General features: G+C 65.0%; 24 protein-coding genes. 20 read left to right on the forward strand and 4 right to left on the reverse strand.

All coding sequences use genetic code 11. The features are described from left to right. Positions 1 to 2: 2 nt before the first annotated feature. From BKM74_RS11630 to BKM74_RS11685, 12 genes are all read left to right on the forward strand, one after another. Positions 3 to 2,081, forward strand: a complete 2,079-nt coding sequence (locus BKM74_RS11630; protein WP_086465894.1) for a TonB-dependent receptor family protein — start codon at positions 3 to 5, stop codon at positions 2,079 to 2,081. An 87-nt stretch (positions 2,082 to 2,168) separates the two neighbouring features. Next, positions 2,169 to 2,927, forward strand: coding sequence for a sulfite exporter TauE/SafE family protein (locus BKM74_RS11635; protein ID WP_086465895.1), 759 nt, complete (start codon positions 2,169 to 2,171; stop codon positions 2,925 to 2,927). 44 nt (positions 2,928 to 2,971) lie between these two features. After that, a complete protein-coding gene (locus tag BKM74_RS11640) occupies positions 2,972 to 3,961 on the forward strand; it encodes an amidoligase family protein (protein ID WP_086465896.1) in 990 nt (329 codons plus the stop codon). Further along, complete coding sequence (locus BKM74_RS11645; RefSeq protein WP_086465897.1) at positions 3,934 to 4,647, forward strand: gamma-glutamyl-gamma-aminobutyrate hydrolase family protein; 714 nt, start codon at positions 3,934 to 3,936, stop codon at positions 4,645 to 4,647. Before BKM74_RS11640 ends, BKM74_RS11645 begins: the two co-directional genes overlap by 28 nt. Before the next feature lie 61 nt (positions 4,648 to 4,708). Next, the gene (locus tag BKM74_RS11650) at positions 4,709 to 5,416 is read left to right on the forward strand and encodes an SDR family NAD(P)-dependent oxidoreductase (protein ID WP_086465898.1); all 708 of its coding nucleotides are present in this window, start codon (positions 4,709 to 4,711) and stop codon (positions 5,414 to 5,416) included. 13 nt (positions 5,417 to 5,429) lie between these two features. Beyond that, positions 5,430 to 5,579: a DUF2256 domain-containing protein gene (locus tag BKM74_RS11655; protein WP_322096659.1), complete on the forward strand. Its 150-nt coding sequence runs from the start codon at positions 5,430 to 5,432 to the stop codon at positions 5,577 to 5,579. Further along, a complete protein-coding gene (locus BKM74_RS11660) occupies positions 5,576 to 7,111 on the forward strand; it encodes a cryptochrome/photolyase family protein (protein WP_086465900.1) in 1,536 nt (511 codons plus the stop codon). Before BKM74_RS11655 ends, BKM74_RS11660 begins: the two co-directional genes overlap by 4 nt. A 57-nt stretch (positions 7,112 to 7,168) precedes the next feature. Next, positions 7,169 to 7,375, forward strand: a complete 207-nt coding sequence (locus BKM74_RS11665; RefSeq protein ID WP_086465901.1) for a cation transporter — start codon at positions 7,169 to 7,171, stop codon at positions 7,373 to 7,375. Between the two features lie 2 nt (positions 7,376 to 7,377). Beyond that, entirely contained in the window at positions 7,378 to 7,857 is a 480-nt protein-coding gene (locus BKM74_RS11670) for a c-type cytochrome (protein WP_086465902.1), read from the forward strand. Positions 7,858 to 8,245: 388 nt separating this feature from the next. Continuing rightward, positions 8,246 to 9,865: a BCCT family transporter gene (locus tag BKM74_RS11675; RefSeq protein WP_086465903.1), complete on the forward strand. Its 1,620-nt coding sequence runs from the start codon at positions 8,246 to 8,248 to the stop codon at positions 9,863 to 9,865. 100 nt (positions 9,866 to 9,965) lie between these two features. After that, a complete protein-coding gene (locus tag BKM74_RS11680; protein WP_086465904.1) occupies positions 9,966 to 10,712 on the forward strand; it encodes an FkbM family methyltransferase in 747 nt (248 codons plus the stop codon). 102 nt (positions 10,713 to 10,814) lie between these two features. After that, positions 10,815 to 11,243 carry an FKBP-type peptidyl-prolyl cis-trans isomerase gene (locus BKM74_RS11685; protein WP_086465905.1) on the forward strand — a complete coding sequence of 143 codons (429 nt, stop codon included), beginning with the start codon at positions 10,815 to 10,817 and terminating at the stop codon, positions 11,241 to 11,243. 68 nt (positions 11,244 to 11,311) lie between these two features. Here the strand turns inward: BKM74_RS11685 and BKM74_RS11690 are convergent, their stop codons facing one another. From BKM74_RS11690 to fsa, 3 genes are read right to left on the reverse strand one after another with little or no spacing between them, the layout of a single operon-like run. Beyond that, positions 11,312 to 12,301 (reverse strand): tyrosine recombinase XerC, encoded by a 990-nt coding sequence (locus BKM74_RS11690; protein WP_086465906.1) that lies wholly within the window; start codon positions 12,299 to 12,301, stop codon positions 11,312 to 11,314. After that, positions 12,277 to 13,029: a DUF484 family protein gene (locus tag BKM74_RS11695; protein ID WP_086465907.1), complete on the reverse strand. Its 753-nt coding sequence runs from the start codon at positions 13,027 to 13,029 to the stop codon at positions 12,277 to 12,279. Before BKM74_RS11695 ends, BKM74_RS11690 begins: the two co-directional genes overlap by 25 nt. A 53-nt stretch (positions 13,030 to 13,082) precedes the next feature. After that, positions 13,083 to 13,739, reverse strand: a complete 657-nt coding sequence (gene fsa, locus BKM74_RS11700; RefSeq protein ID WP_086465908.1) for a fructose-6-phosphate aldolase — start codon at positions 13,737 to 13,739, stop codon at positions 13,083 to 13,085. An 86-nt stretch (positions 13,740 to 13,825) separates the two neighbouring features. Between fsa and BKM74_RS11705 the strand changes: the two genes are divergently transcribed. The 8 genes from BKM74_RS11705 to BKM74_RS11740 all read left to right on the forward strand — a co-directional run bounded on the left by BKM74_RS11705 (position 13,826) and on the right by BKM74_RS11740 (position 22,966). Next, on the forward strand, positions 13,826 to 16,087 hold the full coding sequence (locus BKM74_RS11705) for a primosomal protein N' (RefSeq protein ID WP_086465909.1): 2,262 nt from the start codon (positions 13,826 to 13,828) through the stop codon (positions 16,085 to 16,087). A gap of 261 nt (positions 16,088 to 16,348) precedes the next feature. Then, a complete protein-coding gene (locus BKM74_RS11710) occupies positions 16,349 to 16,897 on the forward strand; it encodes a F0F1 ATP synthase subunit delta (protein ID WP_086465910.1) in 549 nt (182 codons plus the stop codon). Next, the gene (gene atpA, locus BKM74_RS11715) at positions 16,897 to 18,426 is read left to right on the forward strand and encodes a F0F1 ATP synthase subunit alpha (RefSeq protein ID WP_086465911.1); all 1,530 of its coding nucleotides are present in this window, start codon (positions 16,897 to 16,899) and stop codon (positions 18,424 to 18,426) included. The genes BKM74_RS11710 and atpA overlap by 1 nt, the downstream gene beginning before the upstream one ends. A gap of 38 nt (positions 18,427 to 18,464) precedes the next feature. Further along, entirely contained in the window at positions 18,465 to 19,352 is an 888-nt protein-coding gene (locus tag BKM74_RS11720) for a F0F1 ATP synthase subunit gamma (RefSeq protein WP_086465912.1), read from the forward strand. A gap of 42 nt (positions 19,353 to 19,394) precedes the next feature. Then, entirely contained in the window at positions 19,395 to 20,822 is a 1,428-nt protein-coding gene (atpD, locus tag BKM74_RS11725) for a F0F1 ATP synthase subunit beta (RefSeq protein WP_086465913.1), read from the forward strand. 52 nt (positions 20,823 to 20,874) lie between these two features. Then, complete coding sequence (locus BKM74_RS11730; RefSeq protein WP_086465914.1) at positions 20,875 to 21,285, forward strand: F0F1 ATP synthase subunit epsilon; 411 nt, start codon at positions 20,875 to 20,877, stop codon at positions 21,283 to 21,285. A 255-nt stretch (positions 21,286 to 21,540) separates the two neighbouring features. Next, entirely contained in the window at positions 21,541 to 22,377 is an 837-nt protein-coding gene (locus BKM74_RS11735; protein ID WP_086465915.1) for an acyl-ACP desaturase, read from the forward strand. Between the two features lie 124 nt (positions 22,378 to 22,501). Continuing rightward, on the forward strand, positions 22,502 to 22,966 hold the full coding sequence (locus tag BKM74_RS11740; protein WP_086465916.1) for a DUF3237 domain-containing protein: 465 nt from the start codon (positions 22,502 to 22,504) through the stop codon (positions 22,964 to 22,966). Between the two features lie 216 nt (positions 22,967 to 23,182). On the opposite strand, the gene BKM74_RS11745 is transcribed toward BKM74_RS11740, so the two are convergent. After that, entirely contained in the window at positions 23,183 to 24,361 is a 1,179-nt protein-coding gene (locus BKM74_RS11745) for an acyl-CoA dehydrogenase family protein (RefSeq protein ID WP_086465917.1), read from the reverse strand. Position 24,362 lies beyond the last annotated feature (1 nt).

Raw genomic sequence — 24,362 nt, forward strand, 5'->3', positions numbered from 1 at the left:
TCATGAACCGCACTTACCGCAGCCTCCTCCTGGCCGGCGCGATGGCGCTCGCCGGGACCGAAACGCTCGCCCAGACCCAGACGCAGACCCAGACCCTGTCGCCCATCCGCATCGAGGTTCCAGCACCTGCCCAGCGCCTGACCCAGCCGTCGGCGGAACAGGCAAGGCAGAAGATTGAGCAGGTACCCGGCGGTGTCGATCTGGTGCCCGCCGAGGAATTCCGCGAAGGCCGCGCCGCAACGCTGAAGGATGCGCTGGACTATGTGCCGGGTATCTTCATCCAACCCAAGTTCGGCGAGGATTCCCGCCTGTCGATCCGTGGCTCCGGCCTTGCCCGCAACTTCCACCTGCGCGGCGTGAAGCTCCTGCAGGACGGTGTGCCGGTGAGTCTGGCCGACGGCAGCGGCGACTTCCAGGAGATCGATCCGCTGAACATCGACTATATCGAGGTGTTCAAGGGCGCCAACGCGCTGCGCTACGGCTCGACGGCGCTGGGCGGGGCGATCAATGTCCACACCCCCACCGGCCGCGACCTGGCCAACACCAAGGGGGGTGTGCTGACCCGTGCCGAGATCGGCAGCGATGGCTATCGCCGGGGCCAGATTGCCGGCGGCAAGTACGGCGCGGACTGGGACGCCTATGCCACCCTCACCACCATCCAGCAGGATGGCTACCGCGACCATACCGAACAGAACAACATCCGCTTCAACAGCAATATCGGCCTGCGCCTGTCGGACCGCGCCGAGACCCGGTTCTTCATCGCCTATAACGATATCGACCAGCAGATCGCCGGCTCGGTCTCGCGCGACCAGGCGCTGAACGATCCCCGGCGTGCCGCCGCCGGCAATCTGGCGCTGGATTACAAGCGCGACATCGAATCGATCCGGCTGGGCAACCGGACGTCCATCGCGCTGGAGGACGGCACCGCCAGCTTCGGCGGCTACGTCGTCAGCCGCGAGCTGATCCACCCGATCTTCCAGGTACTGGACAACACTGTCCTGGATTACGGCGTGTTCGGCGAATACGAGACCGACGGCCAAGCCTTCGGCATGAAGCAGGAATATCTGGTCGGCCTGCAGCTCGGTCGGGGCACCAACGACAATCTGCGCTACGCCAACGTCTCCGGCCAGAAGGGCGCGCTGCGCTACCAGTCCGAGGATACGGCGCAAAATGCCGACCTGTATGGCGAGGCCCGCACCTGGGTGCGCTCCGACCTTGCCGTCATCCTGGCGGCGCAGGCCGGCTATGGCACGCGCGAGGTTGAGGACAAGTTCCTCTCCGACGGCGATGCCAGCTTCGACAAGAGCTTCACCAGCTTCAACCCGCGTCTCGGCCTGCTGTGGCAGGCAGCACCGGACTGGCAGCTCTTCGGCAATCTGTCGCGCAGCACGGAACTGCCGACGCTGAGCGACCTCAGCCCGACCGCCACCGCGCAGATCGGCGCTGTCGATCCGCAGACCGCCGTGACGCTGGAGATCGGCACCCGCGGCAGCCATGGTCGCCTCACCTGGGATGTGGCGGTCTATCGCGCCTGGATGAAGGATGAAATCCAGTATTTCACCGCACCGAACGGCCAGAGCTACGCCCAGAACGCCGACAGCACCATCCATCAGGGGCTGGAGCTGGGGCTGGATGTCCGCCTGCTGGACGATCTGTTCGCCCCCGCCGGCGGTGACAGCCTGACCCTGCGCCAGGCCTATACCTTCAGCGACTTCCACTTCGACGGCGACGCCGTCTATGGCGACAACAAGCTGCCGGGCGCGCCGCGCCATTATTATCGGGCGGAGCTGCGCTACGACCATCCGGCGGGATTCTATGTCGGGCCGAATGTCGAATGGGTGCCGGAAGCCTATTACGTCGATAACGCCAACACGACCGAGACCGTATCCTATGCGCTGCTCGGCCTGAAAGCGGGCTACAACGACCCGGCCGGCTGGTCGCTGTTCATCGATGGCCGCAACCTGACCGACGAACGCTATATCGCCTCGGCCAGCGTCTCGACCACCGCCACCCCCGCCTCGGCGGTGTTCGAGCCGGGCTTCGGCCGGGCCGTCTATGCCGGCGTGCAGGTGCGCTGGTAACTCGTCCATGCTTCGGCCGTCCCCGAACCATCGGGGGCGGCCAGGCCTCTATTGTAAGACGGATTTTGCCGCTACAGTCCGTCTCCCATGCTTTCCGATCTTTCGTCCCACGCCCCCGAAATCCTGATCGTCGCCGCCGTCTTCCTGCTGGCCGGCGCGGTGAAGGGCGTCATCGGCATGGGGCTGCCGACCATTGCCCTTGGCCTGCTGACCGCCGTGGTCGGGCTGGAATCGGCCATGGCGCTGATCCTGGCCCCGGCCATCATCACCAACATCTGGCAAGGCTTTGTCGGAACCCATGTGCGCGAGGTGTTCCGGCGGCTCTGGCCGTTTTTCGTGCCGGCGACCCTGACCATCTGGCTGGGCGTGGCGCTGGCGCAGATCTGGCCGGCGGCACTGCCGGTGGCGCTGCTGGGCGGCGTGCTGATCGCCTATGGCGTGCTCGGCCTCGCCAAGCCCACCCTGCACCTGCCGCCGCGCCAAGAAATCTGGGTGGGTCCGCTGGCCGGCGCGCTGAACGGAATCTTCTCCGGCCTGACCGCCACTTTCGTGATTCCGGGCCTGCTCTATCTGCAGGCGCTGAATCTGAACCGTGACCAGATGGTGCGGGCACTCGGCCAGCTGTTCGTGTTCTCCACCGCGATGCTGGCCCTGGCGCTCGCCTTCTTCGGGCGGCTGCCGCCCGAGGCCAGCCTCGCCTCGCTGCTCTCGGTGCTGCCGGCCATCGCCGGCATGGTCGCGGGCAGCTGGCTGCGTCGCCGCCTGTCGGAAGCCGCCTTCCGCCGCGTGTTTTTCACCGCGCTGATCGGCCTCGGCACCTATCTGCTGCTGCCGGTGCTGCTCTAGCAGCCGGTATGGACCCGGCTGGGCGGGACGGGTAGAACAGACCTATGACAGCCAGCAATGAACTCTTCCCGATGCCACCCGCGATGCACACCGACAAGGGCGATATCCGCCATGTCGGCGTCGAGCTGGAGATGAGCGACATCGACATCGACACGCTGTCCCGGCTGGTGGCGGACCATGTCGGCGGCACGGTCGAAAAGCGCAGCCGCTACGTCCATACCGTGACCGGCGACACCGCCGGCGACTGGGAGGTCGAGCTCGACTTCGCCTATCTGAAGAACAAGACGGAGGCGCCCGCCGACGAACTTGCGGAACTGGCTGAGGATATAGTGCGCTTCGGCGCGGAGCAGATCGTGCCGCTGGAGATCGTCAGCCCGCCGCTGCCGGTTGACCGCCTGCCGGAGGTGAACGAGCTGATCCGGAAGCTGCGCGAGGCCGGGGTAAGCGGCACCGGCGGCGGTCTTTCCTACGCCTTCGGCCTGCATCTGAACCCGGAATTGCCGGCAACCGACGCTGCAACGATCACCCGCCATCTGCAGGCCTTCCTGTGCCTCTATGAATGGCTGAAGAAGCGCGCGCGCGTCGATCTGACCCGGCGGCTGACCGCCTATATCGCCGCCTATCCAGCGGATTATGTGCGGCTGGTCGTCGATCCCGCCTACACGCCGGACATACCCGACCTGATCGACGATTACCTCGCCTTCAACCCGTCGCGGAACCGGGCGCTCGACATGTTGCCGCTGTTTGCGCATCTGGACGAAAAGCGGGTGCGCGCCAAGGTGCCCGACAAGCGCGTGAAAGGGCGGCCGACCTTTCATTACCGCCTGCCCAATTGCGAGATCGACCGGCCCGGCTGGGGCATTCACGAGAGCTGGACCGACTGGGTGATGCTGGAGCGGGTGGCCGCCGAGCCGGAAAAACTGGCCGCGCTGTGCGGCCTCTATCAGCGCTATCTCGACGAGCCTTTCGCCGTCTTCAACGATAGCTGGACAGAACGTGTGGACCGGTGGCTGAGCGAAAACTTTCCCCGCTGATCGCCGTTACCGGACCGCGGCGCGGCGGCAAGGCGCCACGCCTGATGGTGCATCTGGCGATCCGGCTGGCCGGCGGCCGGCCTGTACATCTGCGCCCGGGCGGCCCGCACAGCCATGACATGGCGGATTATGACGGCGTGGTCATCACCGGCGGGCATGACATCGACCCGGTGCTTTATGCCAGCCAGTCCGAAGTTGTGCCGAAATATGATGCGGAGCGCGACGCGCTGGAATCCGCCGTGATCGACGATGCGCTGATGCGCGGCCTGCCGTTGCTGGGCATCTGCCGGGGGGCGCAGCTGCTGAATGTCCGGCTGGGCGGCACACTGTTCCAGGAACTGCGCTCGCGCCGCAAGAACACCTCGAACCGCTGGACCATCCTGCCGCTGAAGACGCTGCTGGTCGAGGCGGAGAGCTGCCTGCGGGAATTGCTGGACGGGCAGCGCGTGAAGATCAACAGCCTGCACAATCAGGGCATCGACGAACTGGGCGGCGGCCTGATCGTCTCCGGCCGCGATCTCGACGGCATCGTGCAGGGCATCGAGGCGCCCGGCCACGCCTATCTGATCGGCGTGCAATGGCACCCGGAATTCCTGATCTTCCAGGCCCGCCAGCGCCGCCTGTTCAAGGCTCTGGTGGAGACGGCAAGACAGCGCAGGGAACGCACCACGAAGCGCCTGGGCTGAACCGCCAGGGCGGGCGTTACGTATAGAGAGCTGTTCCCCGCCCGCAGAAGACAGGCATATCATGTCCGAGGAGCTTCCCGAGAACGCTATCGCCGTGGTGATCGGCGCTGGCGGCGGCATTGGTGCCGCCGTGCTGGACCAGCTGCGCCAGCGCGGCAGCTTTGCCCTGGTGCTGGGCTTTGGCCGGCACAGCGATCCTGCGCTCGATTTGCTCGACGAGGCCAGCATCGAAAAGGCGGCCCGCCATGTCGCGACGCTTCCCGGCGAATTGCGGTTGCTGTTCGACGCCAGCGGCTTCCTGCATGGCCATGGCTTCCAGCCGGAGAAGAGCTGGCGCGATCTCGACCCGGCGCATCTGGCCCATAATTTCGCGGTGAACGCCATCGGCCCGGCGCTGCTGATGAAGCATTTCCTGCCGCTGCTGCCGCGCAACGGCAAGGCGGTCTTCGCCACCCTGTCGGCCAAGGTCGGCAGCATCGGCGACAACCAGCTGGGCGGCTGGTACGGCTATCGCGCAGCGAAGGCGGCACTGAACCAGCTTGTCCATACCGCCGCCATCGAGCTGAAGCGCAGCCGCCCGCAGGCAATCTGCGTGGCGCTGCATCCGGGCACGGTGGACACGCACCTTTCCGCCCCCTTCGCCAAATCCGGCCTTGCCGTCCGCCCGCCGGAAGAAGCCGCAGCCGACCTGCTGGCGGTGATCGACGGGCTGAAACCGGAACAGACCGGCAGCTTCTTCGATTATCGCGGCGCCCCCCTGCCCTGGTAGCACCATGCCGCGCATGCGTAAGAAAGCCGACCTGCCGTCGAAGCTCTGCCAGGCCTGCGGCTGCCCCTTCGCCTGGCGCAAGAAATGGCGCACGGTCTGGGACGAGGTGAAGACCTGCTCCGACCGCTGCAAGTCAGAACTTCGCCAGAAAGGCAGATCATGAGCGGAAGCCTGCGCCTCGTGCTGGGCGATCAGCTGAGCCGGGACCTCTCCGCGCTCGACGGGCTGGACCTCGCCCGCGACGTGGTGCTGCTCACCGAGGTGGCGGATGAGGCAACCTATGTCCCGCACCACAAGCAGAAGATCGCCCTCATCTTGTCGGCCATGCGGCATTTCGCGGCGGAACTGCGGGCAGAGGGGATCGCGGTCGATTATGTGACGCTCGACGATCCGCAGAACACCGGCAGCTTCACCGGCGAGGTGACGCGCGCGGCGGCGCGACACAAACCGGCGCGGATCATCGTGACGGAACCCGGCGAATGGCGCGTGCTGCAGGCCATGCGCGGCTGGGAGGCTGAGACGGGCATACCGGTCGAAATCCGCGAGGATACCCGCTTCTTCGCCAGCCGCCGGCGCTTCGCACGCTGGGCCGAGGACAGGCGGACCTACCGCATGGAGTTCTTCTACCGCGAGATGCGGCGCGAGACCGGCATCCTGCTGACATCGGACGGCGAGCCGGAAGGCGGACACTGGAACTACGATGCCGAGAACCGCAAGCCGCTGCCCAAAGACTTCACGCCGCCGCACCGGCAGCGGTTCGAACCAGACGCGACGACGCGAGAGGTGCTGGATCTGGTCGCGCGGCACTTCCCCGACAATTTCGGCGATCTGGAACCGTTCGGCTGGACGGTGACGCGGGCGGGCGCGCTGGCGGCGCTGGCGGAGTTCCTCAGCCATTGCCTGCCCCGCTTCGGCGATTATCAGGACGCGATGAAGCAGGGCGCGCCCTTCCTGCATCACGGGCTGATCGCGCCCTATCTGAATATCGGCCTGCTGGGCCCACGCGAAATCTGCGCCGCTGCCGAGGCGGAATACCGGGAGGGCCGCGCGCCGCTGAACGCGGTGGAGGGCTTCATCCGGCAGATTCTCGGCTGGCGGGAATATGTGCGCGGCCTGTACTGGCACCGCATGCCGGCCTATGCGGAAACCAACGCGCTGGACGCGCACCGCCCGCTGCCCTGGCTCTACTGGGGCGGCGAGACCAAGATGAACTGCTTGCAGGAGGTCATCGGCCAGACCCGGCAGCATGCCTATTCCCACCATATCCAGCGGCTGATGGTGACCGGCAATTTCGCGCTGCTGGCCGGTATCGATCCGAAGCAGGTCGAGGAATGGTATCTGGCCGTCTATGCCGACGCCTTCGAATGGGTGGAACTGCCCAACACCCACGGCATGGCGCTGTTTGCCGATGGCGGCATCATGGCCAGCAAGCCCTATGCGGCGTCCGGCGCCTATATCGACCGCATGTCGGATTTCTGCGGCACCTGCGCCTACAAGGTGAAGGAGAAGAGCGGCCATGAGGCCTGCCCCTTCAACTATCTCTACTGGGCCTTTTTGATCCGCAACGAAAAGGCGCTGAAGGGCAATCCCCGCATGGCCATGCCCTACCGCACCCTGGCCAAATGGCCGGAGGACCGCCGGCAGGCCATCGCCCGCGAGGCAGAGAACTTCCTGGACAGTCTCGCCGCCTCTTGACCTTCCGGTAGCTGGAAGCCCTATCTCGGGGATATCCGACAGGAAAGGAGAGTCAGAATGGCGTTGTTCAAGGTAACCGGCATGAGTTGCGGCCATTGCGTGAAGGCTGTCGAGAATGCGGTGCACGAGGCCGCACCACAGGCAAAAGTCACCGTCGATCTGGCCGCCGGGACGGTGCGCACTGACGGCATCGCCCCCGATGCCGCAAAGACTGCCATCGAAGAAGCCGGCTATGAAGTGACGGACACGCTGGAAGCGGCGTGACAATGAAGCGGACTCGCTGGATCGCCCTCGGCGTCACCCTGCTTGCGGCGGCCGGCGGTGGTGCCGCCTGGCAGTTCGCCGCCCCTTCTCCAGCGTCTGGCGCCATACCGCCCATCGATCCCGGCAATACTGAACAGGTGGCGCTGGGCAGGGATATCTATGCCGCGCAATGCGCTGCCTGCCATGGCACCCGGCTGGAAGGCCAGCCGGACTGGCAGGTACGCCTGCCTGACGGGCGCCTGCCCGCCCCGCCGCACGATGCCAGCGGCCATACCTGGCATCATCCGGACAGCCAGCTTTTCGCCATGACGAAATACGGCATCGAGCCTTTCGCGCCGAAAGGCTATGAGAGCGATATGCCGGCCTTCCGGGACATCCTCACAGATACCGAGATCGCCGCCGCGCTGGCCTACATCAAGAGCCGCTGGCCGCAGGATATCCGCCAGCGCCACGACGCCCTGAATCGCACCGCAAAGAAATAAAAAATTGAATATAAATTTCCGTCAGTGAAATACACAAAATAATAATACGCAATTTTATTTCATAATTCATTATTAAAATTTCGCGTTACTGTATTTTCAAATAAATCCCAAAGCCACAAATCCCCGGACATATTGTTGACATTATTCATCATATCTGCATATATCGGGGCGTATATATCTGAGGTCATCCTCTTTATAAGATTTAATTCTGCAAATCCGCCATCGTCTGGCGGATTTATTTTTAACGCTACTTTCAGGGTCCTGCAGTCAGAAGCACGCGCGGCACGGGGCCGCGCCAGCCAATCGGGAGGGTACGCCCCTGTACCCTCTGTCGCCCCAGACGCGACAAGCCACCGATCTGACCAGGACTCGACAAAAAGGAGGGGCAATGAGCAACGAATCCTACGAAACGCCACCTGATGGCGAAGTCCAGGCGATCGAGACCGACTACGAGGTCGGCCAGGACAATTATCAAAGCAAATTCGGTCCGTTCGGCCTGGATATCCACAACCCGGTCTTCATGATCTCGGGCCTCACCATCGTGGCCTTCGTCTTCCTGGCGCTGGCGCTGCCTGGCCCGGCCGCCGATTTCTTCGGCTGGCTGCGTCCGGCCATCACCTCGACCTTCGACTGGTTCTTCCTGCTGTCGGCCAACATCTTCGTGCTGGTCTGCCTGGGCATCGTGGTCTCGCCGCTGGGGCGGGTGCGCATCGGCGGCACCGAGGCGACGCCGGATTATTCCTATGCCACCTGGTTTTCGATGCTGTTCGCCGCCGGCATGGGCATCGGCCTGATGTTCTTCGGCGTGTCCGAGCCAATCTCGCACTTCACCTCGTCCTTTGCCGAGGGGGCCGGCTCCGCCGACAGCTGGGCACCGCTGGCCGGCGCCGCCGGTGATGCGGTCGAGGCACAGCGTCTCGGCATGGCGGCCACCATCTTCCATTGGGGCCTGCATCCCTGGGCGATCTACGCCATCGTAGCATTGGCGCTGGCGCTGTTCAGCTTCAACAAGGGCCTGCCGCTCAGCATGCGCTCGATCTTCTACCCGATCTTCGGCGAGCGGGTGTGGGGCTGGACCGGCCATATCATCGATACCCTCGCGGTGTTCGCCACCCTGTTCGGCCTCGCCACCTCGCTGGGCATCGGTGCGCAGCAGGCCAATGCCGGCCTGGAATTCCTGTTCGGCATACCGGATGGCGACACCTCCAAGGTGCTGCTGATCATCGGCATCACCGGCATCGCCCTGCTCTCCGTGCTCGCCGGCCTCGACAAGGGCGTCCGGCGGCTGTCCGAGGCCAACATGATACTGGCGGCATTGCTGCTGCTGTTTGTTCTGTTTGTCGGCCCGACGACGGTGATCCTGTCGGACTTCTTCGGCAATCTCGGCGCCTATGCCGAATATCTGCCGGCGCTGTCCAACCCGTTCGGGCGCGAGGACGCCAACTTCAGCCAGGGCTGGACCTCGTTCTACTGGGCCTGGTGGATTTCCTGGTCGCCCTTCGTCGGCATGTTTATCGCCCGGGTGAGCCGCGGCCGTACGGTGCGCGAATTCATCATCTGCGTGCTGATCATCCCGTCGCTCGTCTCGGTGCTGTGGATGACCGCCTTTGGCGGCACCGCCGTGCATCTGATCGTCGATCAGAACTATCAGGCGGTGGCTGATGCGGCGCTGGAGCTGAAGCTGTTCGTGATGCTGGAAGCGCTGCCGCTGACGGCAATCGCCTCCTTCATCGGCATCGTGCTGGTGATCGTGTTCTTCGTCACCTCGTCGGATTCCGGCTCGCTGGTGATCGACACCATCACCGCCGGCGGCAAGACCGACGCGCCGGTGCCGCAGCGCGTGTTCTGGTGCACCTTCGAGGGGCTGGTGGCGATTGCGCTGCTGCTGGGCGGTGGCCTTACGGCGCTGCAGGCAGCCGCGGTTTCGACCGGCCTGCCCTTCACGCTGGTGCTGCTGCTTGGCTGCTACGCCCTGATCAAGGGGCTGATAAGCGAGCCACGCGGCTGACCCCGGCTGAACCGTGACGACAAGCCCCCGTCAGGCAGATGCCTGGCGGGGGTTTTCGTTTGCGCTGGGATATGGGCCAAAACAGCCTATTTTCTGCGCCATGAAAATCGCCAGCGCCCTTGGACTCGCCCGGTCTGTCCTGCATTACCGGCTGAACCTGCCGAAGCAATACCGGCTGCGGCTTCTGTACAGCCAGTTCGTCCGGCCGGGCGACCTGGCCTTCGATGTCGGCGCCCATCTCGGCGACCGGACATGGGCCTTGCGCGCGCTGGGCTGCCGGGTGGTGGCGGTAGAGCCGCAGCCATTGCCCGTCCGCTTCCTTGAATGGCTCTATAGCGCGGCATCGGATGTCGCTCTGGAGAGCTGCGCGTTGGGGGCCGGACCGGGCACGGCGGAGCTGCTGGTCAGCAGTCGCCACCCGACTGTCTCCAGCCTGTCCGCCAGCTGGGTCGAACAGGCATCTGCAAGCGATGAGTTCAGGACCGTTACCTGGGACAGGCAGGTTCCGGTCCGGATCGATACGCTGGACGGGCTGATCGCACGCCATGGCCTGCCCGCCTTCTGCAAGATCGATGTCGAGGGCTTCGAGCGCGATGTGCTGCGCGGCCTCAGCCAGCCGATCCCGGCCCTATCCTTCGAATTCCTGACAGCGCGGCACGACCTCACCCTGGAGTGCCTGGCCGAGGCGGCCCGCATAGCCCCATACCGCTGCAACATCGCCTATGGCGAGAGCCTGCGGCTGGCCCTGCCGGACTGGCGGGATATCGGGGATTTCCAGGCGTTACTCCGCGCGGTGCCGGCCGGAATTGCCTCGGGCGATATCTACCTTCAACTGCCCCGGACATAAAAAAAGCCGGCCCGGCATGGCCATTTCCGGCCAAAACCGTTAGGCTTGGCCTCAGCACGCTGCGTCATGCGCAGATCGACAGACGATACCAGGAGTGAATAGATGAGTGCAGCGAAATCCGGCGACACGGTTCGCGTCCACTATACCGGGACGATTGCCGACGGATCGACCTTCGACAGTTCGGTCGGTAACGACCCGATCCAGTTCATCATCGGCGAGGGCCGGGTAATCCCCGGTTTCGAGCAGGCCGCCGTCGGCCTGGCGCCGGGCGAAAGCCGGACCGTCACCATTCCGGCGGGCGAAGCCTATGGCGATCACCGCCCCGATCTGGTGCAGGAGATCGAACGCGCGTCCCTGCCGACGGAAATCGAATATGCCGAGGGGCTGCAGCTTCAGGCCCGCGGGCCGGACCAGCAGCCGCTGATGCTCACCGTGACCTCCGTCACCGAAGATACCATCACGCTGGACGCCAACCATCCGCTGGCCGGCAAGGATCTGACCTTCGACATCGAGCTGGTCGAGATCGTCTGATCCCGTCTTCCAGCGACGACCCCGAAGCCCCGGCCCCGCGCCGGGGCTTTTTGTATCTGCCGGTCCCCCTACCGCCCTGCCCGGGGATGGGCCATACGGTGCACCGATTGCAGCCGCGCGGCATCGACCTCGGTATAGCGCTGGGTGGTGGAGAGCGAGGCATGCCCCAGCAATTCCTGGATCGCCCGCAAATCGCCGCCGCCGGCCAGCAGATGCGTCGCGAAGCTGTGGCGCAGCGCATGCGGCGTGGCCGTTTCCGGCAGCCCAAGCGCCAGCCGCAGCTTCTGCATCAGCCCCTGCGCGATGCGGGGGTTCAGCGGCCCGCCGCGCGTGCCCAGGAACAGCGGTGTCGTCGCGTCGCCGGCATGCGGGCAAAGCGCGAGATAGGCCGATATCGCCTCCGTCACCGCCGGCAGCACCGGCACGATGCGCTGCTTGTTGCCCTTGCCGGTCACCCGCATGATGCCGTCCTTCGGCACCGAGCCACGGGTCAGCGACAGCGCCTCGCCGAGGCGTAGCCCGCAGCCATAGAGCAGCGTCACCAGCGCCGCGTCGCGCGCCAGCACCCAGGCCTCCGCATCGGCCAGGGCCACGATGTCCGTCGAGTCGATCAGTAAGGCGGCCTCCGCCTCACTCAGCGCCTTGGGCACCGCATGCGGCAGTTTCGGCGTGCGGACATTATGGATGGCGGCACTGGCCAGCCTGCCGTGGCGTTCCATGAACCGGAAGAAGCCGCGCACCACGGAAAATGCCCGCGCCGTCGAGGTGCGGGCATAATTGTCGTTGCTGCGGGTGGCCAGATAGGCACGGAAATCGGCGGCACGCAGCGCCGCCAGGTCGCTCAGGCCAACGGCGCCGCCCAGATGCCCCGACAGAAAGCCGATGAAGACCGCGAGATCGCGGCCATAGGCCTCAACCGTATGCGGCGAGGCGCGCTTTTCCTCACACAGCCATTGTTGCCAGTCGGCGATGGTGGCGGCGAGGTCCGGTGCCGCGCTGAACCCGGTTCCAGCGGCCGCAGGGGGCGCCGGGGCTATTCGGCCGGCAGGTCGAGCCATAGCCGCACACACCCTGCCAGCGCCCGCGACAGGAACAGCAGCAGCTCCGTCCCCAACCCCGGATAAAACGCGTCCGGATCGCGCGCGCCCAGCACCAGCAGGCCGTTCGGCGCCTTGCTGGAGAAATGCAGCCGCACCATCGCGTCGGACCGGATCAGACTGGCCAGCCCGCCAAACACTTCGGGATCGCCCTCGATATCGTTGCGCAGCCGCACCGGCTGGCCGCTGCCCATCAGTTCGTCGATCGAGCCCTCGGCGAGGATGCGCACGCCGGCCATGCGGTCGCCCGCGAGCAGGAAGCCGTTGGTCTCCACGCAAAGCGCCACCGCATCGACATTCAGCATGATGGCGAGGTCGCTGGTGACGATCTCGATCAGATGCTCGAAGCTGTTGGCGCTCATCATCGCCAGCACCGCCTCATGCGCGCGGGCCTGATTGGCGGCATTGGCGCGCACTGTCGTGATCAGCTGGCGGTGCTGCTCGGCCAGCCTGGCGATGTCACCGCGCTGGCGCTGAACCAGGAAATATTGCAGGTCCACCACCCCGTCCCCATTATCCCGCGTCGGCGGCGTCAGCACGTTCGCCAGATGCGGATGCTGGGCAAGGAAATCGGGATGAGCCTTCAGATAGCCATCGACCTCGGCGGCCGATAGCGGGCGCGGCCCGACCGGCACCGCTTCGGGCGAAGCGGTACTGGTGCTGCGGGCGGTACGACTATCCTCGGTCATCGGGCCTCCGTCATCGGGGCTGGTGTTCCCTGGCAATGGATCAGAGCAACGGATCAGAGGATCGACTGGCCGGTCTTCTTCCAGTCGGCAAGAAAGGCCGCGAGGCCCTTGTCGGTCAGCGGATGGTTAAACAGTTGGCGCAGCGTCGAAGGCGGCACGGTGCAGACATCCGCCCCCATCTTGGCCGCATCCACCACATGCACCGGATTGCGGATCGAGGCAACCAGCACTTCGGTGGTGAAGGACGGGTAGTTGGCATAGATCTGAACGATGTCGGCGATCAGCTCCATGCCGTCCTGGCCGATATCGTCGAGCCGGCCGACGAAAGGCGAGACGAAGGTGGCCCCCGCCTTGGCGGCGAGGATCGCCTGCGCCGCCGAGAAGCACAGCGTGACGTTGGTCCTGATGCCTTCGTCGCTGAAAGTCTTGCAGGCCTTCAGGCCGGCCGGGGTCAGCGGCACCTTCACCACCACATTGTCGGCGATGCCGGCAAGATAGCGGCCCTCGGCGATCATGCCGTCAGCCTCGGTGGCGGTGACTTCGGCGCTGACCGGGCCGGGCACGATGGCGCAGATCTCGGCGATCACATCGGCCATCTTCCGGCCGCTCTTGGCGATCAGCGAGGGATTGGTGGTGACGCCGTCCAGCAGGCCGCTGGCGGCCAGCTCGCCAATCTCGGCGGTATCGGCGGTATCGACGAAGAATTTCATCGAGTAAGACTATCCTCAACATCGGAAATGACTTTATGGGACGGGCAATGCTCGCGTCCGGCCCTGCTCAACGCTAAACCTACCTCATGACGAACAAAACGGCTAGGCCCGCCGCCGCACCGCAGCACGACCTTTTACCGCTCCCCGACCGGCGAGCGGATCGCGTAACCGTGCTGCTGCCGCTGCCTGTGCCCTTGCCCGTGGGCGAGGGCTATGACTATCGCGTGCCGGCCGGCATGGATCTCCGCGAGGGCGACATCGTCGAGGTGCCGCTGGGCAAGCGCCATATGGTCGGCGTGGTCTGGCGGCTGGGCGGCAGCGGCGAAGTGCCGGAGGCCAGGCTGAAGGATGTGGTCGCGAAGCTGGACGCCCCGCCCCTGCCGGAGGGGCTGCGCCGCTTCGTCTCCTGGGTCGCCTCCTATACCCTGGCACCGCCGGGCGCCGTGCTGCGCATGGCGATGAGCGTGCCGGCAGCGCTGGAGCCGCCCAAACCTGTCGTCGCCTATGAATGCGCCCCGGATTTCGATGTGGAGGCCCTGCGCCCGACGCCGGCGCGCCGGCGCGTGCTCTCCTTTCTGGCCAATACGCCGCCGCTGCCCGCCGCCGAGATCGCGCGGCAGGCCGGTGTCTCGGCGGGCGTGGTGAAGGGACTGGCCGAGGCCGGGGCGCTGCGCCCCGTGCTGCTGCCCCCGGCACCGCCGCCGCCGCTGCCCGATCCCGACCTGAAACGCGCCGACCTCGCCCCCGATCAGGCGGCCGCCGCCGCCGCCCTGGCCGAAGCCGTCGGTCAGGGCTACCGCGCGACGCTGCTGGACGGGGTCACCGGCTCCGGCAAGACCGAGGTTTATTTCGAGGCTATCGCCGCCGCGCTGAAGGCCGGCGAACAGGTGCTGGTGCTGTTGCCGGAGATCGCGCTGACACCGCATTGGCTGGAACGCTTCGAGGCCCGCTTCGGCTGCCGCCCGACCGAATGGCATTCGGAGCTGACGCAGGCCCAGCGCCGCGACAACTGGCGCGCCGTGGCCGAAGGCAAGGCCGGCATCGTGGTCGGGGCACGCTCCGCCCTGTTCCTGTCCTTCCCCAATCTCGGGCTGATCGTGGTGGATGAGGAGCATGAGAGTGCCTTCAAGCAGGAGGAAGGCGTTACCTACCATGCCCGCGACATGGCGGTGGTGCGCGCCTATCTGGCGAAAATCCCCATCGTGCTGGTCTCCGCCACGCCCTCGCTGGAAACCATGGCGAATGTGGAGAATGGGCGCTATCAGCGGGTCAGCCTGCCCGACCGTTTCGCCGGCGCCGCCCTGCCGATGATCCAGGCCATCGACATGCGCGCCCACCGCCCGCCGCAGGGCCGCTGGCTGTCGCCGCCGCTGGTCGAGGCGGTGCGCGGCACCCTGGCCGCCGGCGAGCAGGCGCTGTTGTTCCTGAACCGGCGCGGCTATGCCCCGCTGACGCTGTGCGGTGCCTGCGGCCATCGCCTGGCCTGCCCGAACTGCACCGCCTGGCTGGTCGAGCACCGGCTTGCCGGACGGCTGCAATGCCACCAGTGCGGCCATACCGAAAAGCTGCCGGACCATTGCCCGGCCTGCGACAGCGACGAGGGCTTCAAGGCGGTCGGCCCCGGCGTGGAACGCATCGCCGAGGAGGTGATGCAGCTGTTCCCCGACGCGCGCTTTGCGCTGATCGCCAGCGATACGCTGGGCGGGCCGGCGGCGGTCGCCGAGATGCTGCGCAGTGTCCGCGACCGCGAGGTCGATATCCTGATCGGCACCCAGATGGTCGCCAAGGGCCATCATTTCCCGATGCTGACGCTGGTCGGCGTTGTCGATGCCGATCTCGGTCTCGTCGGCGGCGATCTGCGCGCGGCCGAGCGTACCTACCAGCTGCTGCATCAGGTCGCCGGGCGCGCCGGCCGCGCCGAACATCCGGGACGCGTGCTGCTGCAAACCTACGATCCCGGCCATAAAGTCATCCAGGCGCTGGTCGAGGGCGACCGCGACCGTTTCCTGGAAGCCGAGGCGGACGACCGCCGCCGCGCCGGCATGCCGCCCTTTGGCCGGCTGGCGGCGCTCATCATTTCCGGGGCGGATAAAAATCTGGTGGAGGCGGTGGCGCTGCGGCTTGGCCGAAGCGCGCCGCGCAACCTTCCCGGTCAAACCGAGGTGCGCGTCCTCGGCCCGGCCCCCGCCCCGTTCGCCGTGCTGCGCGGGCGGCACCGCTTCCGGCTGCTGCTGCAGGCACCGCGCGGGGTGAACGTCCAGGCGCTGCTGCGGCACTGGCTGGCGCAGGCGCAGATACCGCACGCCGTGCGCGTCACGGTCGATATCGACCCTTACAGTTTTCTCTGATTTACGCGCATTCAAACTGATCGCGCGCCAGGCTTTCCGGCGGTCCGAAAATGATTGTCGAAATGCGCATCATTAGTGCCGCGCTACGGCTTGCACACCCCATACGACTATGTTAGACAACGCCCGGCCTTGGGGGGAGGGTTGCCTTCCAACGAGGTTCGGTATTGCTTCCGCTCCGTGGCTTTCTTTGCCATTGGGCGTGCGACACTCACACTTAGGTCATCCTCATCAGAAGTGGGAGCTTCCCAGTTGGCGAAAGGGATGCAAGGCCTGTCAGCGATCGCCCAGCGTTATGCAACGGCACTCTACGAGCTGGCGGACACCGAAAAGACACTCGACGACGTTGCCGCCGATCTGCGCGATCTGCGACAGATGCTGGTCGACTCGGAGGATCTGGCGCGGCTTACCCGCTCGCCTGTCCTGTCGCGTGACGAGCAGTCGAAGGCCATCGCGGCCGTCCTCGACAAGGCCGGCGCGAAGCCGCTGACCAAGAAATTCGTGGGCACGCTGGCGGTAAACCGCCGGTTGTTCGCCCTGCCCGGTATCATCAATGCCTTCCTGAACGAGCTTGCCCGGCGGCGTGGCGAGGTCACGGCGGAAGTTTCTTCCGCCAAAGCCCTGACCAAGACCCAGGAAAAAGCGCTTACGGACGCATTGAAAAAGGCGATCGGTTCCACCGTCGCCGTTGAAACGAAGGTCGACCCTGCCTTGATCGGCGGGCTGATCGTCAAGGTTGGATCACGCATGATCGATAGTTCGCTGCGCACTAAGCTGCAGCGGCTGCAGCTCGCGATGAAAGGGACTGCTTGATGGACATCCGCGCCGCCGAGATCTCCTCTATTCTGAAGGACCAGATCGCCAATTTCGGCACCGAAGCCGAAGTGGCCGAGGTCGGCACCGTTCTGTCAGTCAGCGACGGTATTGCCCGCGTCTATGGCCTCGACAAGGTCGAAGCCGGCGAAATGGTTGAATTCCCCAAGGGTATCCGCGGGATGGCGCTGAACCTCGAGACCGACAATGTCGGTGTCGTGATTTTCGGCGACGACCGCGATATCAAGGAAGGCGACACCGTCAAGCGTACCGGCACCATCGTCGATGCGCCGGTCGGCAAGGGCCTGCTGGGCCGCGTCGTTGACGGCCTGGGCAACCCGATTGACGGCAAGGGTCCGCTGAAGGACGTGAAGCGCACCCGCGTCGAGGTGAAGGCCCCCGGCATTATCCCGCGCCAGTCGGTGCACGAGCCGATGCAGACCGGCCTGAAGGCCATCGACAGCCTGATCCCGGTTGGCCGCGGCCAGCGCGAGCTGATCATTGGCGACCGCCAGACCGGCAAGACCGCGGTGGCGATCGACACGATCATCAACCAGGCCTCGATCAACAAGGGCGACGACGAGTCGAAGAAGCTGTACTGCATCTATGTTGCGGTCGGCCAGAAGCGCTCCACCGTCGCGCAGATCGTGAAGACCCTGGAAGATTACGGCGCGATGGAATATTCCATCGTCGTCGCCGCGACGGCCTCGGAGCCGGCGCCGCTGCAGTTCCTGGCGCCCTATACCGGCTGCGCCATGGGCGAGTTCTTCCGCGACAATGGCATGCATGCGCTGATCATCTATGACGATCTGTCGAAGCAGGCCACCGCCTACCGCCAGATGTCGCTGCTGCTGCGCCGCCCGCCGGGCCGTGAAGCCTTCCCGGGCGACGTGTTCTATCTGCATTCGCGCCTGCTGGAGCGCGCCGCGAAGATGAACGAGGAGCATGGCTCCGGTTCGCTTACCGCGCTGCCGATCATCGAGACCCAAGCTGGCGACGTGTCGGCCTTCATCCCGACCAACGTGATTTCGATCACCGACGGCCAGATCTTCCTGGAAACCGGCCTGTTCTATAAGGGCATCCGCCCGGCAGTGAACGTCGGCATCTCGGTCAGCCGCGTCGGCTCCGCCGCGCAGATCAAGGCGATGAAGCAGGTCGCCGGCTCGATCAAGCTGGAACTGGCACAGTATCGCGAGATGGAAGCGTTCGCGCAGTTCGCCTCCGACCTCGACGCCTCGACCCAGCGCCTGCTGGCCCGCGGTTCGCGCCTGACGCAGCTGCTGAAGCAGCCGCAGTACAGCCCGCTGCCGGTCGAAGAGCAGGTCGCCGTGATCTATGCCGGTGTGAAGGGGTATCTCGACAAGGTCGCCCTTGATCAGGTCAACAAGTATGAGATCGGCCTGCTGGCTGAGCTGCGTGGCAAGGGCAAGGATATCCTGGCTGCCATCCGCAAGGAGCAGCAGCTGACCTCGGAGATCGAGGGCAAGCTGAAGGATCTCCTGGAGACCTACTCCAAGACCTTCGCCTGATCGCCTAGCGGACCCGGCAGCAACCAAGGCGAAAGCGGATGCCCAGCCTCAAAGACCTAAGAAATCGGATCAAGAGCGTCCAGTCGACGCGCAAGATCACCTCGGCGATGAAGATGGTCGCCGCCGCGAAACTGCGCCGCGCGCAGGAGCAGGCCGAAGCCGCCCGCCCCTACGCCGAGCGCATGGAGCGGATGCTGGCCTCGGTCGCCGGCCGGCTGCAGGGCGCCACCGGCGCCCCGAAGCTGGTTGCCGGCACCGGCAAGGATGATGTGCAGCTGGTGGTTGTCGCAACCGCGGACCGCGGTCTTTGCGGCGGCTTCAACACCAACATCGTGCGCGCCGCGCGGATCCACATCCGCAAGCTTCTCGCCGACGGCAAGACGGTGAAGATCCTGTGCGTCGGCCGCAAGGGGCGTGACGTGCTGCGCCGCGAGTTCCGCGACAAGATCGTCGATCTGATCAGCTTTGCGGGCCAGAAGCGCCTCGCCTTCTCCGATGCCGACGGCATTGCCGTTCGCCTGCTGGAGATGTACGAGGCCGGCGAGTTTGACGTGGCGACGATCTTCTATGCGCGCTTCAAGTCGGCGATCTCGCAGATTCCGACGGGACAGCAGCTGATCCCGGTCGCCTTGCCGGAAGCCGGCGAGGAGAAGACGGAAAATGCCTCCCAGGCGCTCTATGAATATGAGCCTGACGAGGAGCAGATCCTGGCGGCGCTGCTGCCGCGCAACCTTGCGGTGCAGATCTACAAGACGCTGCTTGAGAACGCCGCCGGCGAACAGGGTGCCCGCATGTCCGCGATGGACAGCGCCACCCGCAATGCCGGCGAGATGATCGACAAGCTGTCCCTGACGTACAACCGCCAGCGCCAGGCGAACATTACCAAGGAGCTGATCGAGATCATCTCCGGCGCGGAAGCGCTGTAACGGACCGGCGCGGCAATACGGATTGAAAGAGTGGAGTAGGCCATGGCGAAGAAAAATCTCGTTGGCAAGATTACGCAGGTGATCAGCGCCGTCGTCGACGTTCAGTTCGACGGTGACCTGCCGGCCATCCTTAACGCACTGCATGTGAAACTGGGCGACAGCACCCTGGTACTGGAAGTTGCCCAGCATCTGGGCGAAAACACGGTGCGCACCATCGCCATGGACACGACCGATGGTCTGGTCCGCGGCCAGGAAGTGGTCGATACCGGCGAAGCGATCTCCGTGCCGGTCGGCCCCGAGACGCTGGGCCGCATCATGAACGTGATCGGCGAGCCGGTGGACGAGCGCGGCCCGGTCAAGTCCAAGAAGAGGATGCCGATCCATCGCCAGGCCCCGGCCTTTGTCGATCAGTCGACCGAGACCGAGCAGCTGATCACCGGCATCAAGGTCATCGATCTTCTGGCCCCCTACTCCAAGGGCGGCAAGATCGGCCTGTTCGGCGGCGCCGGCGTCGGCAAGACCGTGCTGATCATGGAGCTCATCAACAACGTCGCGAAGGCGCATGGCGGCGTGTCCGTGTTCGCCGGCGTCGGCGAGCGCACCCGCGAGGGTAACGACCTCTATCACGAGATGATGGAATCGGGCGTCATCAAGCTGGATGGCGAAGGGTCCAAGGTGGCGCTGGTCTATGGCCAGATGAACGAGCCCCCGGGAGCCCGTGCCCGCGTCGCGCTGACCGGCCTGACCCAGGCCGAGTATTTCCGCGACGAGGAAGGCCAGGACGTGCTGTTCTTCGTGGACAACATCTTCCGCTTCACCCAGGCCGGCTCGGAAGTGTCCGCGCTGCTCGGCCGTATCCCGTCTGCGGTGGGCTATCAGCCGACGCTGGGTACCGACATGGGCGGCCTGCAGGAGCGCATCACCTCCACCAAGAAGGGCTCGATCACCTCGGTGCAGGCGATTTACGTACCGGCCGACGATCTGACCGACCCGGCGCCGGCCACCTCCTTCGCCCATCTGGATGCCACCACCGTGCTGTCGCGCCAGATCGCGGAGCTGGGCATCTACCCGGCCGTCGATCCGCTGGACTCCAACAGCCGCATCCTCGATCCCCGGATCATCGGCGAAGAGCACTACAACGTCGCCCGCGACGTGCAGCGCATCCTGCAGACCTACAAGTCGCTGCAGGACATCATCGCCATTCTGGGCATGGACGAGCTATCGGAAGACGACAAGCTGGTCGTCGCCCGCGCCCGCAAGATCCAGCGCTTCCTGTCGCAGCCCTTCCACGTCGCCGAAGTGTTCACCGGCACGCCGGGCACGCTGGTCAGCCTGGAAGACACGATCAAGGCCTTCAAGGGCATCTGCGCCGGCGAGTATGACGACCTGCCCGAGCAGGCCTTCTACATGGTCGGCACCATCGACGAGGCCATTGCGAAGGCGAAGAAGATGGCGGCGGAGGTGGCCTGAGGCCACCCCCCGCTTTCCTGAATCGCACCCGCTGACGGGAGAAGGCTGACAAATGGCCGAAACCACGAACTTCGAGCTGGTCTCGCCGGAAAAGCTGCTGGTTTCGCAGCCGGTTGAGATGGTTGTGGTGCCGGGCGCCGAAGGGTATTTCGGTGTCCTGCCGCGCCATGCGCCCTTCATCTCGACCCTCATTCCCGGCGTCATCCAGATCTATGAGGGTGGCCAGGTGAAGGAACGCATCTTCGTCGCTGGCGGCTTCGCCGAGGTGACCGAGGATCGCTGCACGGTGCTGGCCGAAACGGCGATTGCGCTGGGCGAGATCGACCGCGCCGCGGTGGAACAGACCCTGAAGAATCTGGCCGAAGACCTTCAGGCGGCCAAGGACGACAGCGAAAAGGCCGCCGTCCAGAACAAGATCGACGTGGAACAGGCCAAGATCAGAGCCCTCGATACCGGGCATTGATTGCCGCTTTCCCCACGCCGCAGGACAATGAGACGGGACCCCAATGGGTCCCGTTTCTTTTTTGCCGGCCGGCCGATTTTCCCGGAACATTGCCAGCCCCCGCAACATTTACGTAATATAGGGGTAATTTCGCGCTACCCCTTTGATCTTGTTCCCAGCTTCCTTAAATAGGATGCTGCGATCCGGTGGAGATACACGCCACAAAGAAGGGGAGCGTCTGATTTCGTACCGAACGGGAAAGGACGCCACAAGCCGATGAAACATTGGAACCTGGACGATATCGACTGGAGCCTTTTCGATCGAACCAGGATCGACGATGAAATCGTGCCGATCGTGAAGGCGGCCAGCATGGTCGAGTTCAATGGCGGGGTTTACGCCGACTATCTGTGCAACATCTTCCACGATGACGAGGCCTTCAAGGAAGCCGCGCGCAACTGGGCGCAGGAGGAGGTCCAGCATGGCGAAGCCCTGCGCCGCTGGGCGGAATTGGCCGATCCCTCCTTCGATTTCGACGCCAGCTTCAAGCGTTTCGCCGACACCATCACCCTGCCGATGGATATTGACCGGTCGGTGCGCGGCTCGCTGTCGGGCGAGCTGGTGGCCCGCTGCGTGGTGGAGATCGGCACCAGCTCCTATTACAGTGCACTCGCCGATTCGACCGACGAGCCGGTGCTGAAGGAAATCTGCCAGCGCATCGCCGCCGACGAGCTGCGCCATTACCGGCTGTTCTACCAGCATCTGAAACGCTATCAGGACATCGAGCAGCTGGGCGTGCTGAAGCGGCTGCGCGTGGCGCTGGGCCGTATCGCCGAGAGCGAGGATGACGAGCTGGCCTTCGCCTATTACGCGGCGAACGACAATGGCCAGGGCTCGCACTACGATCGGGATTTCTGCTGCCAGGCCTATCAGCGGCGGGCCTTACGCTTCTACCGACCGCACCATGTCGAGCGCGGCATGGCGATGATGTTCAAGGCCATCGGGCTGAAGCCGCACAGCCTGCTGAACCGCGTGGTGAACCGTATCGCCTGGTGGATGCTGACCCGCAAGGCCAGCCGCATCAAAGCGGAACCCGAGGCCACGCAGGCCGCCTGACGCTGCCCCTCCCCCTCCGGCATATCAGCCCCGGCGCATACGGCACTGGAGCATTGATGATCCAGACGGCATGCTGTTCCGGACAGGCGTAAAGCCTTCGGAAAACAATGGAACGGGGATAGCAATGGCCGAGATCAAGACGCAGTTCGTCATGGACATGCACCTGCAGGTCGAAATGCCGATGACCCTGCTGGGCGACACGCAATATGGCGAACGCCGCATCGCCAAGGTGCTGGGTGGCAGTTTCGAGGGACCGCGCCTGAAGGGCAAAGTGCATCCGGGCGGCGGCGACTGGATCCTGAACCGCATCGATGGCGTCACCCAGCTCGATGTACGCCTCACCATGGAAACCCATGACGGCGCGCTGATCTACATGATCTATCGCGGCCTGCGGCACGGTCCGGCGGACGTCATGGCAAAGCTGAATGCCGGCCAGCCGGTCGATCCCAGCCTGATCTATTTCCGCACCACGCCCTATTTCGAGACCGCCAAGGACGGCCCTTACGCCTGGCTGAACCGGTCCTGCTTCGTCTCGCTCGGCCGCCGCGAGCCGACCGGGCCGATCTATCAGGTCTTCGAGGTGCTGTAGGTCTGTTTTTTGGATCACTCTCAAGCTTGATCTGGCGCCGTTAATTCCAAGACTTTCACCCCCGGGCTTGACCCGGGGGTCCAGGAGCCACGGCCTGAGACGATGCCGGCAGGGCACCGCCCCTGGATGCCCGGATCAAGTCCGGGCATGACAAACTGAAAATTGCCAAAGTCGGGTCAAGCCCGGCAATGACAGGCGAGAGATAGATCCAGCCCCCTACCGCCGGGGCAGGCCAAGCACCTGCTGGGCGATGATGGTGCGCTGGATCTCGTTGGTGCCGCCATAGATCGTCGGCGGGCGCGATTTGTAGAAGCTGGCCAGCACATCGATCTCGCTGTTGCCGATACCGACCTCGCCATTGATCGCGGCGAACGGTCCCGCCGTCTCCACCACCAGATCGGCGATGCGCTGGAAGGTCTCGCTGGCCCAGATCTTCAGGTAGGAGACGTCCTGCCCCAGCTGCTCGCCACGCACGACGATGCCGGTGAAATGGTTGTAGGCGTCGGTCAGATGCGAGACATCCAGCTTCAGCGCGACATATTTCTCGCGGAACACCGGATCGTCCCACACGCCCTGCGCCTGCGCCACGCGCTCCAGCACGGTCAGGCCATATTCCGGCATCTTCGGGCTGCCGATATGGATGCGCTCGAAGCCCAGCAGCGACTTGGCGACGGTCCAGCCCTTGTTCAGCTCGCCCACCAGATTGCTGGCCGGCGTGCGCGCCTCGTCGAGGAACACCTCGCAGAATTCCTCATGCCCGGCGATGTCGCGGATCGGCCGCACGGTCACGCCCTTCTGCGCCATGTCCAGCAGCATGAAGCTGATGCCTTCCTGCTTCTTGGCGTCCGGGTCGGTGCGCACCAGCACGAACATGTGCGTGGCGTCCTGCGCCAGCGTGGTCCAGATCTTCTGCCCGGTGATGACGAACTCGTCACCATCGCGCACCGCCTTCGTCTTCAGGCTGGCGAGGTCGGAGCCGCTGCCCGGCTCGGAATAGCCCTGGCACCAGATCGCCTTGCAGGCCAGCACATCGGGCAGGTATTTCCGGCGCTGTTCCTCGGTGCCCCATTTCATCAGCACCGGCCCCAGCATCAGCGTGCCGTGATCCTGGTAGCGCGCGATGCCCCAGCGCTCCGCCTCCTCCTGGAAGATCAGCAGCTTCTGCACCGACAGGCCCATACCGCCATATTCCGCCGGCCAGTTGGGCGCGATCCAGCCCTTCTCCGCCATGCGCAGATACCAGCTGCCATTCTCCTCCCAGCGCAGCCGGCGCGGCGGATAGCGCAGATCGGCAGGGTAATGCGTTTCGAACTCGTTGCGCACGATGCGGCGGAATTCCGCGTCGGACAGCGCGTTCCAGTCCTGTTGCTGCGTAACGCCATACTGGAAGCTCATG

It is taken from the genome of Oceanibaculum nanhaiense (genome assembly GCF_002148795.1).
In the GTDB taxonomy this organism is placed as follows: Bacteria; Pseudomonadota; Alphaproteobacteria; order Oceanibaculales; family Oceanibaculaceae; genus Oceanibaculum; species Oceanibaculum nanhaiense.

Bases quoted from the DNA above. Each gene is read 5' to 3' on its own strand.
- BKM74_RS11655 (WP_322096659.1), top strand. From the start codon at position 5,430: ATGCGTAAGAAAGCCGACCTGCCGTCGAAGCTCTGCCAGGCCTGCGGC.
- BKM74_RS11735 (WP_086465915.1), top strand. From the start codon at position 21,541: ATGAAACATTGGAACCTGGACGATATCGACTGGAGCCTTTTCGATCGA.
- BKM74_RS11720 (WP_086465912.1), top strand. From the start codon at position 18,465: ATGCCCAGCCTCAAAGACCTAAGAAATCGGATCAAGAGCGTCCAGTCG.
- BKM74_RS11740 (WP_086465916.1), top strand. From the start codon at position 22,502: ATGGCCGAGATCAAGACGCAGTTCGTCATGGACATGCACCTGCAGGTC.
- BKM74_RS11690 (WP_086465906.1), bottom strand. From the start codon at position 12,301: ATGGCTCGACCTGCCGGCCGAATAGCCCCGGCGCCCCCTGCGGCCGCT.
- BKM74_RS11640 (WP_086465896.1), top strand. From the start codon at position 2,972: ATGACAGCCAGCAATGAACTCTTCCCGATGCCACCCGCGATGCACACC.
- BKM74_RS11660 (WP_086465900.1), top strand. From the start codon at position 5,576: ATGAGCGGAAGCCTGCGCCTCGTGCTGGGCGATCAGCTGAGCCGGGAC.
- BKM74_RS11745 (WP_086465917.1), bottom strand. From the start codon at position 24,361: ATGAGCTTCCAGTATGGCGTTACGCAGCAACAGGACTGGAACGCGCTG.
- BKM74_RS11695 (WP_086465907.1), bottom strand. From the start codon at position 13,029: ATGACCGAGGATAGTCGTACCGCCCGCAGCACCAGTACCGCTTCGCCC.
- BKM74_RS11630 (WP_086465894.1), top strand. From the start codon at position 3: ATGAACCGCACTTACCGCAGCCTCCTCCTGGCCGGCGCGATGGCGCTC.
- BKM74_RS11670 (WP_086465902.1), top strand. From the start codon at position 7,378: ATGAAGCGGACTCGCTGGATCGCCCTCGGCGTCACCCTGCTTGCGGCG.
- BKM74_RS11710 (WP_086465910.1), top strand. From the start codon at position 16,349: ATGCAAGGCCTGTCAGCGATCGCCCAGCGTTATGCAACGGCACTCTAC.
- BKM74_RS11665 (WP_086465901.1), top strand. From the start codon at position 7,169: ATGGCGTTGTTCAAGGTAACCGGCATGAGTTGCGGCCATTGCGTGAAG.
- BKM74_RS11680 (WP_086465904.1), top strand. From the start codon at position 9,966: ATGAAAATCGCCAGCGCCCTTGGACTCGCCCGGTCTGTCCTGCATTAC.
- BKM74_RS11650 (WP_086465898.1), top strand. From the start codon at position 4,709: ATGTCCGAGGAGCTTCCCGAGAACGCTATCGCCGTGGTGATCGGCGCT.
- fsa (WP_086465908.1), bottom strand. From the start codon at position 13,739: ATGAAATTCTTCGTCGATACCGCCGATACCGCCGAGATTGGCGAGCTG.
- atpD (WP_086465913.1), top strand. From the start codon at position 19,395: ATGGCGAAGAAAAATCTCGTTGGCAAGATTACGCAGGTGATCAGCGCC.
- BKM74_RS11730 (WP_086465914.1), top strand. From the start codon at position 20,875: ATGGCCGAAACCACGAACTTCGAGCTGGTCTCGCCGGAAAAGCTGCTG.
- atpA (WP_086465911.1), top strand. From the start codon at position 16,897: ATGGACATCCGCGCCGCCGAGATCTCCTCTATTCTGAAGGACCAGATC.
- BKM74_RS11685 (WP_086465905.1), top strand. From the start codon at position 10,815: ATGAGTGCAGCGAAATCCGGCGACACGGTTCGCGTCCACTATACCGGG.
- BKM74_RS11705 (WP_086465909.1), top strand. From the start codon at position 13,826: ATGACGAACAAAACGGCTAGGCCCGCCGCCGCACCGCAGCACGACCTT.
- BKM74_RS11635 (WP_086465895.1), top strand. From the start codon at position 2,169: ATGCTTTCCGATCTTTCGTCCCACGCCCCCGAAATCCTGATCGTCGCC.
- BKM74_RS11675 (WP_086465903.1), top strand. From the start codon at position 8,246: ATGAGCAACGAATCCTACGAAACGCCACCTGATGGCGAAGTCCAGGCG.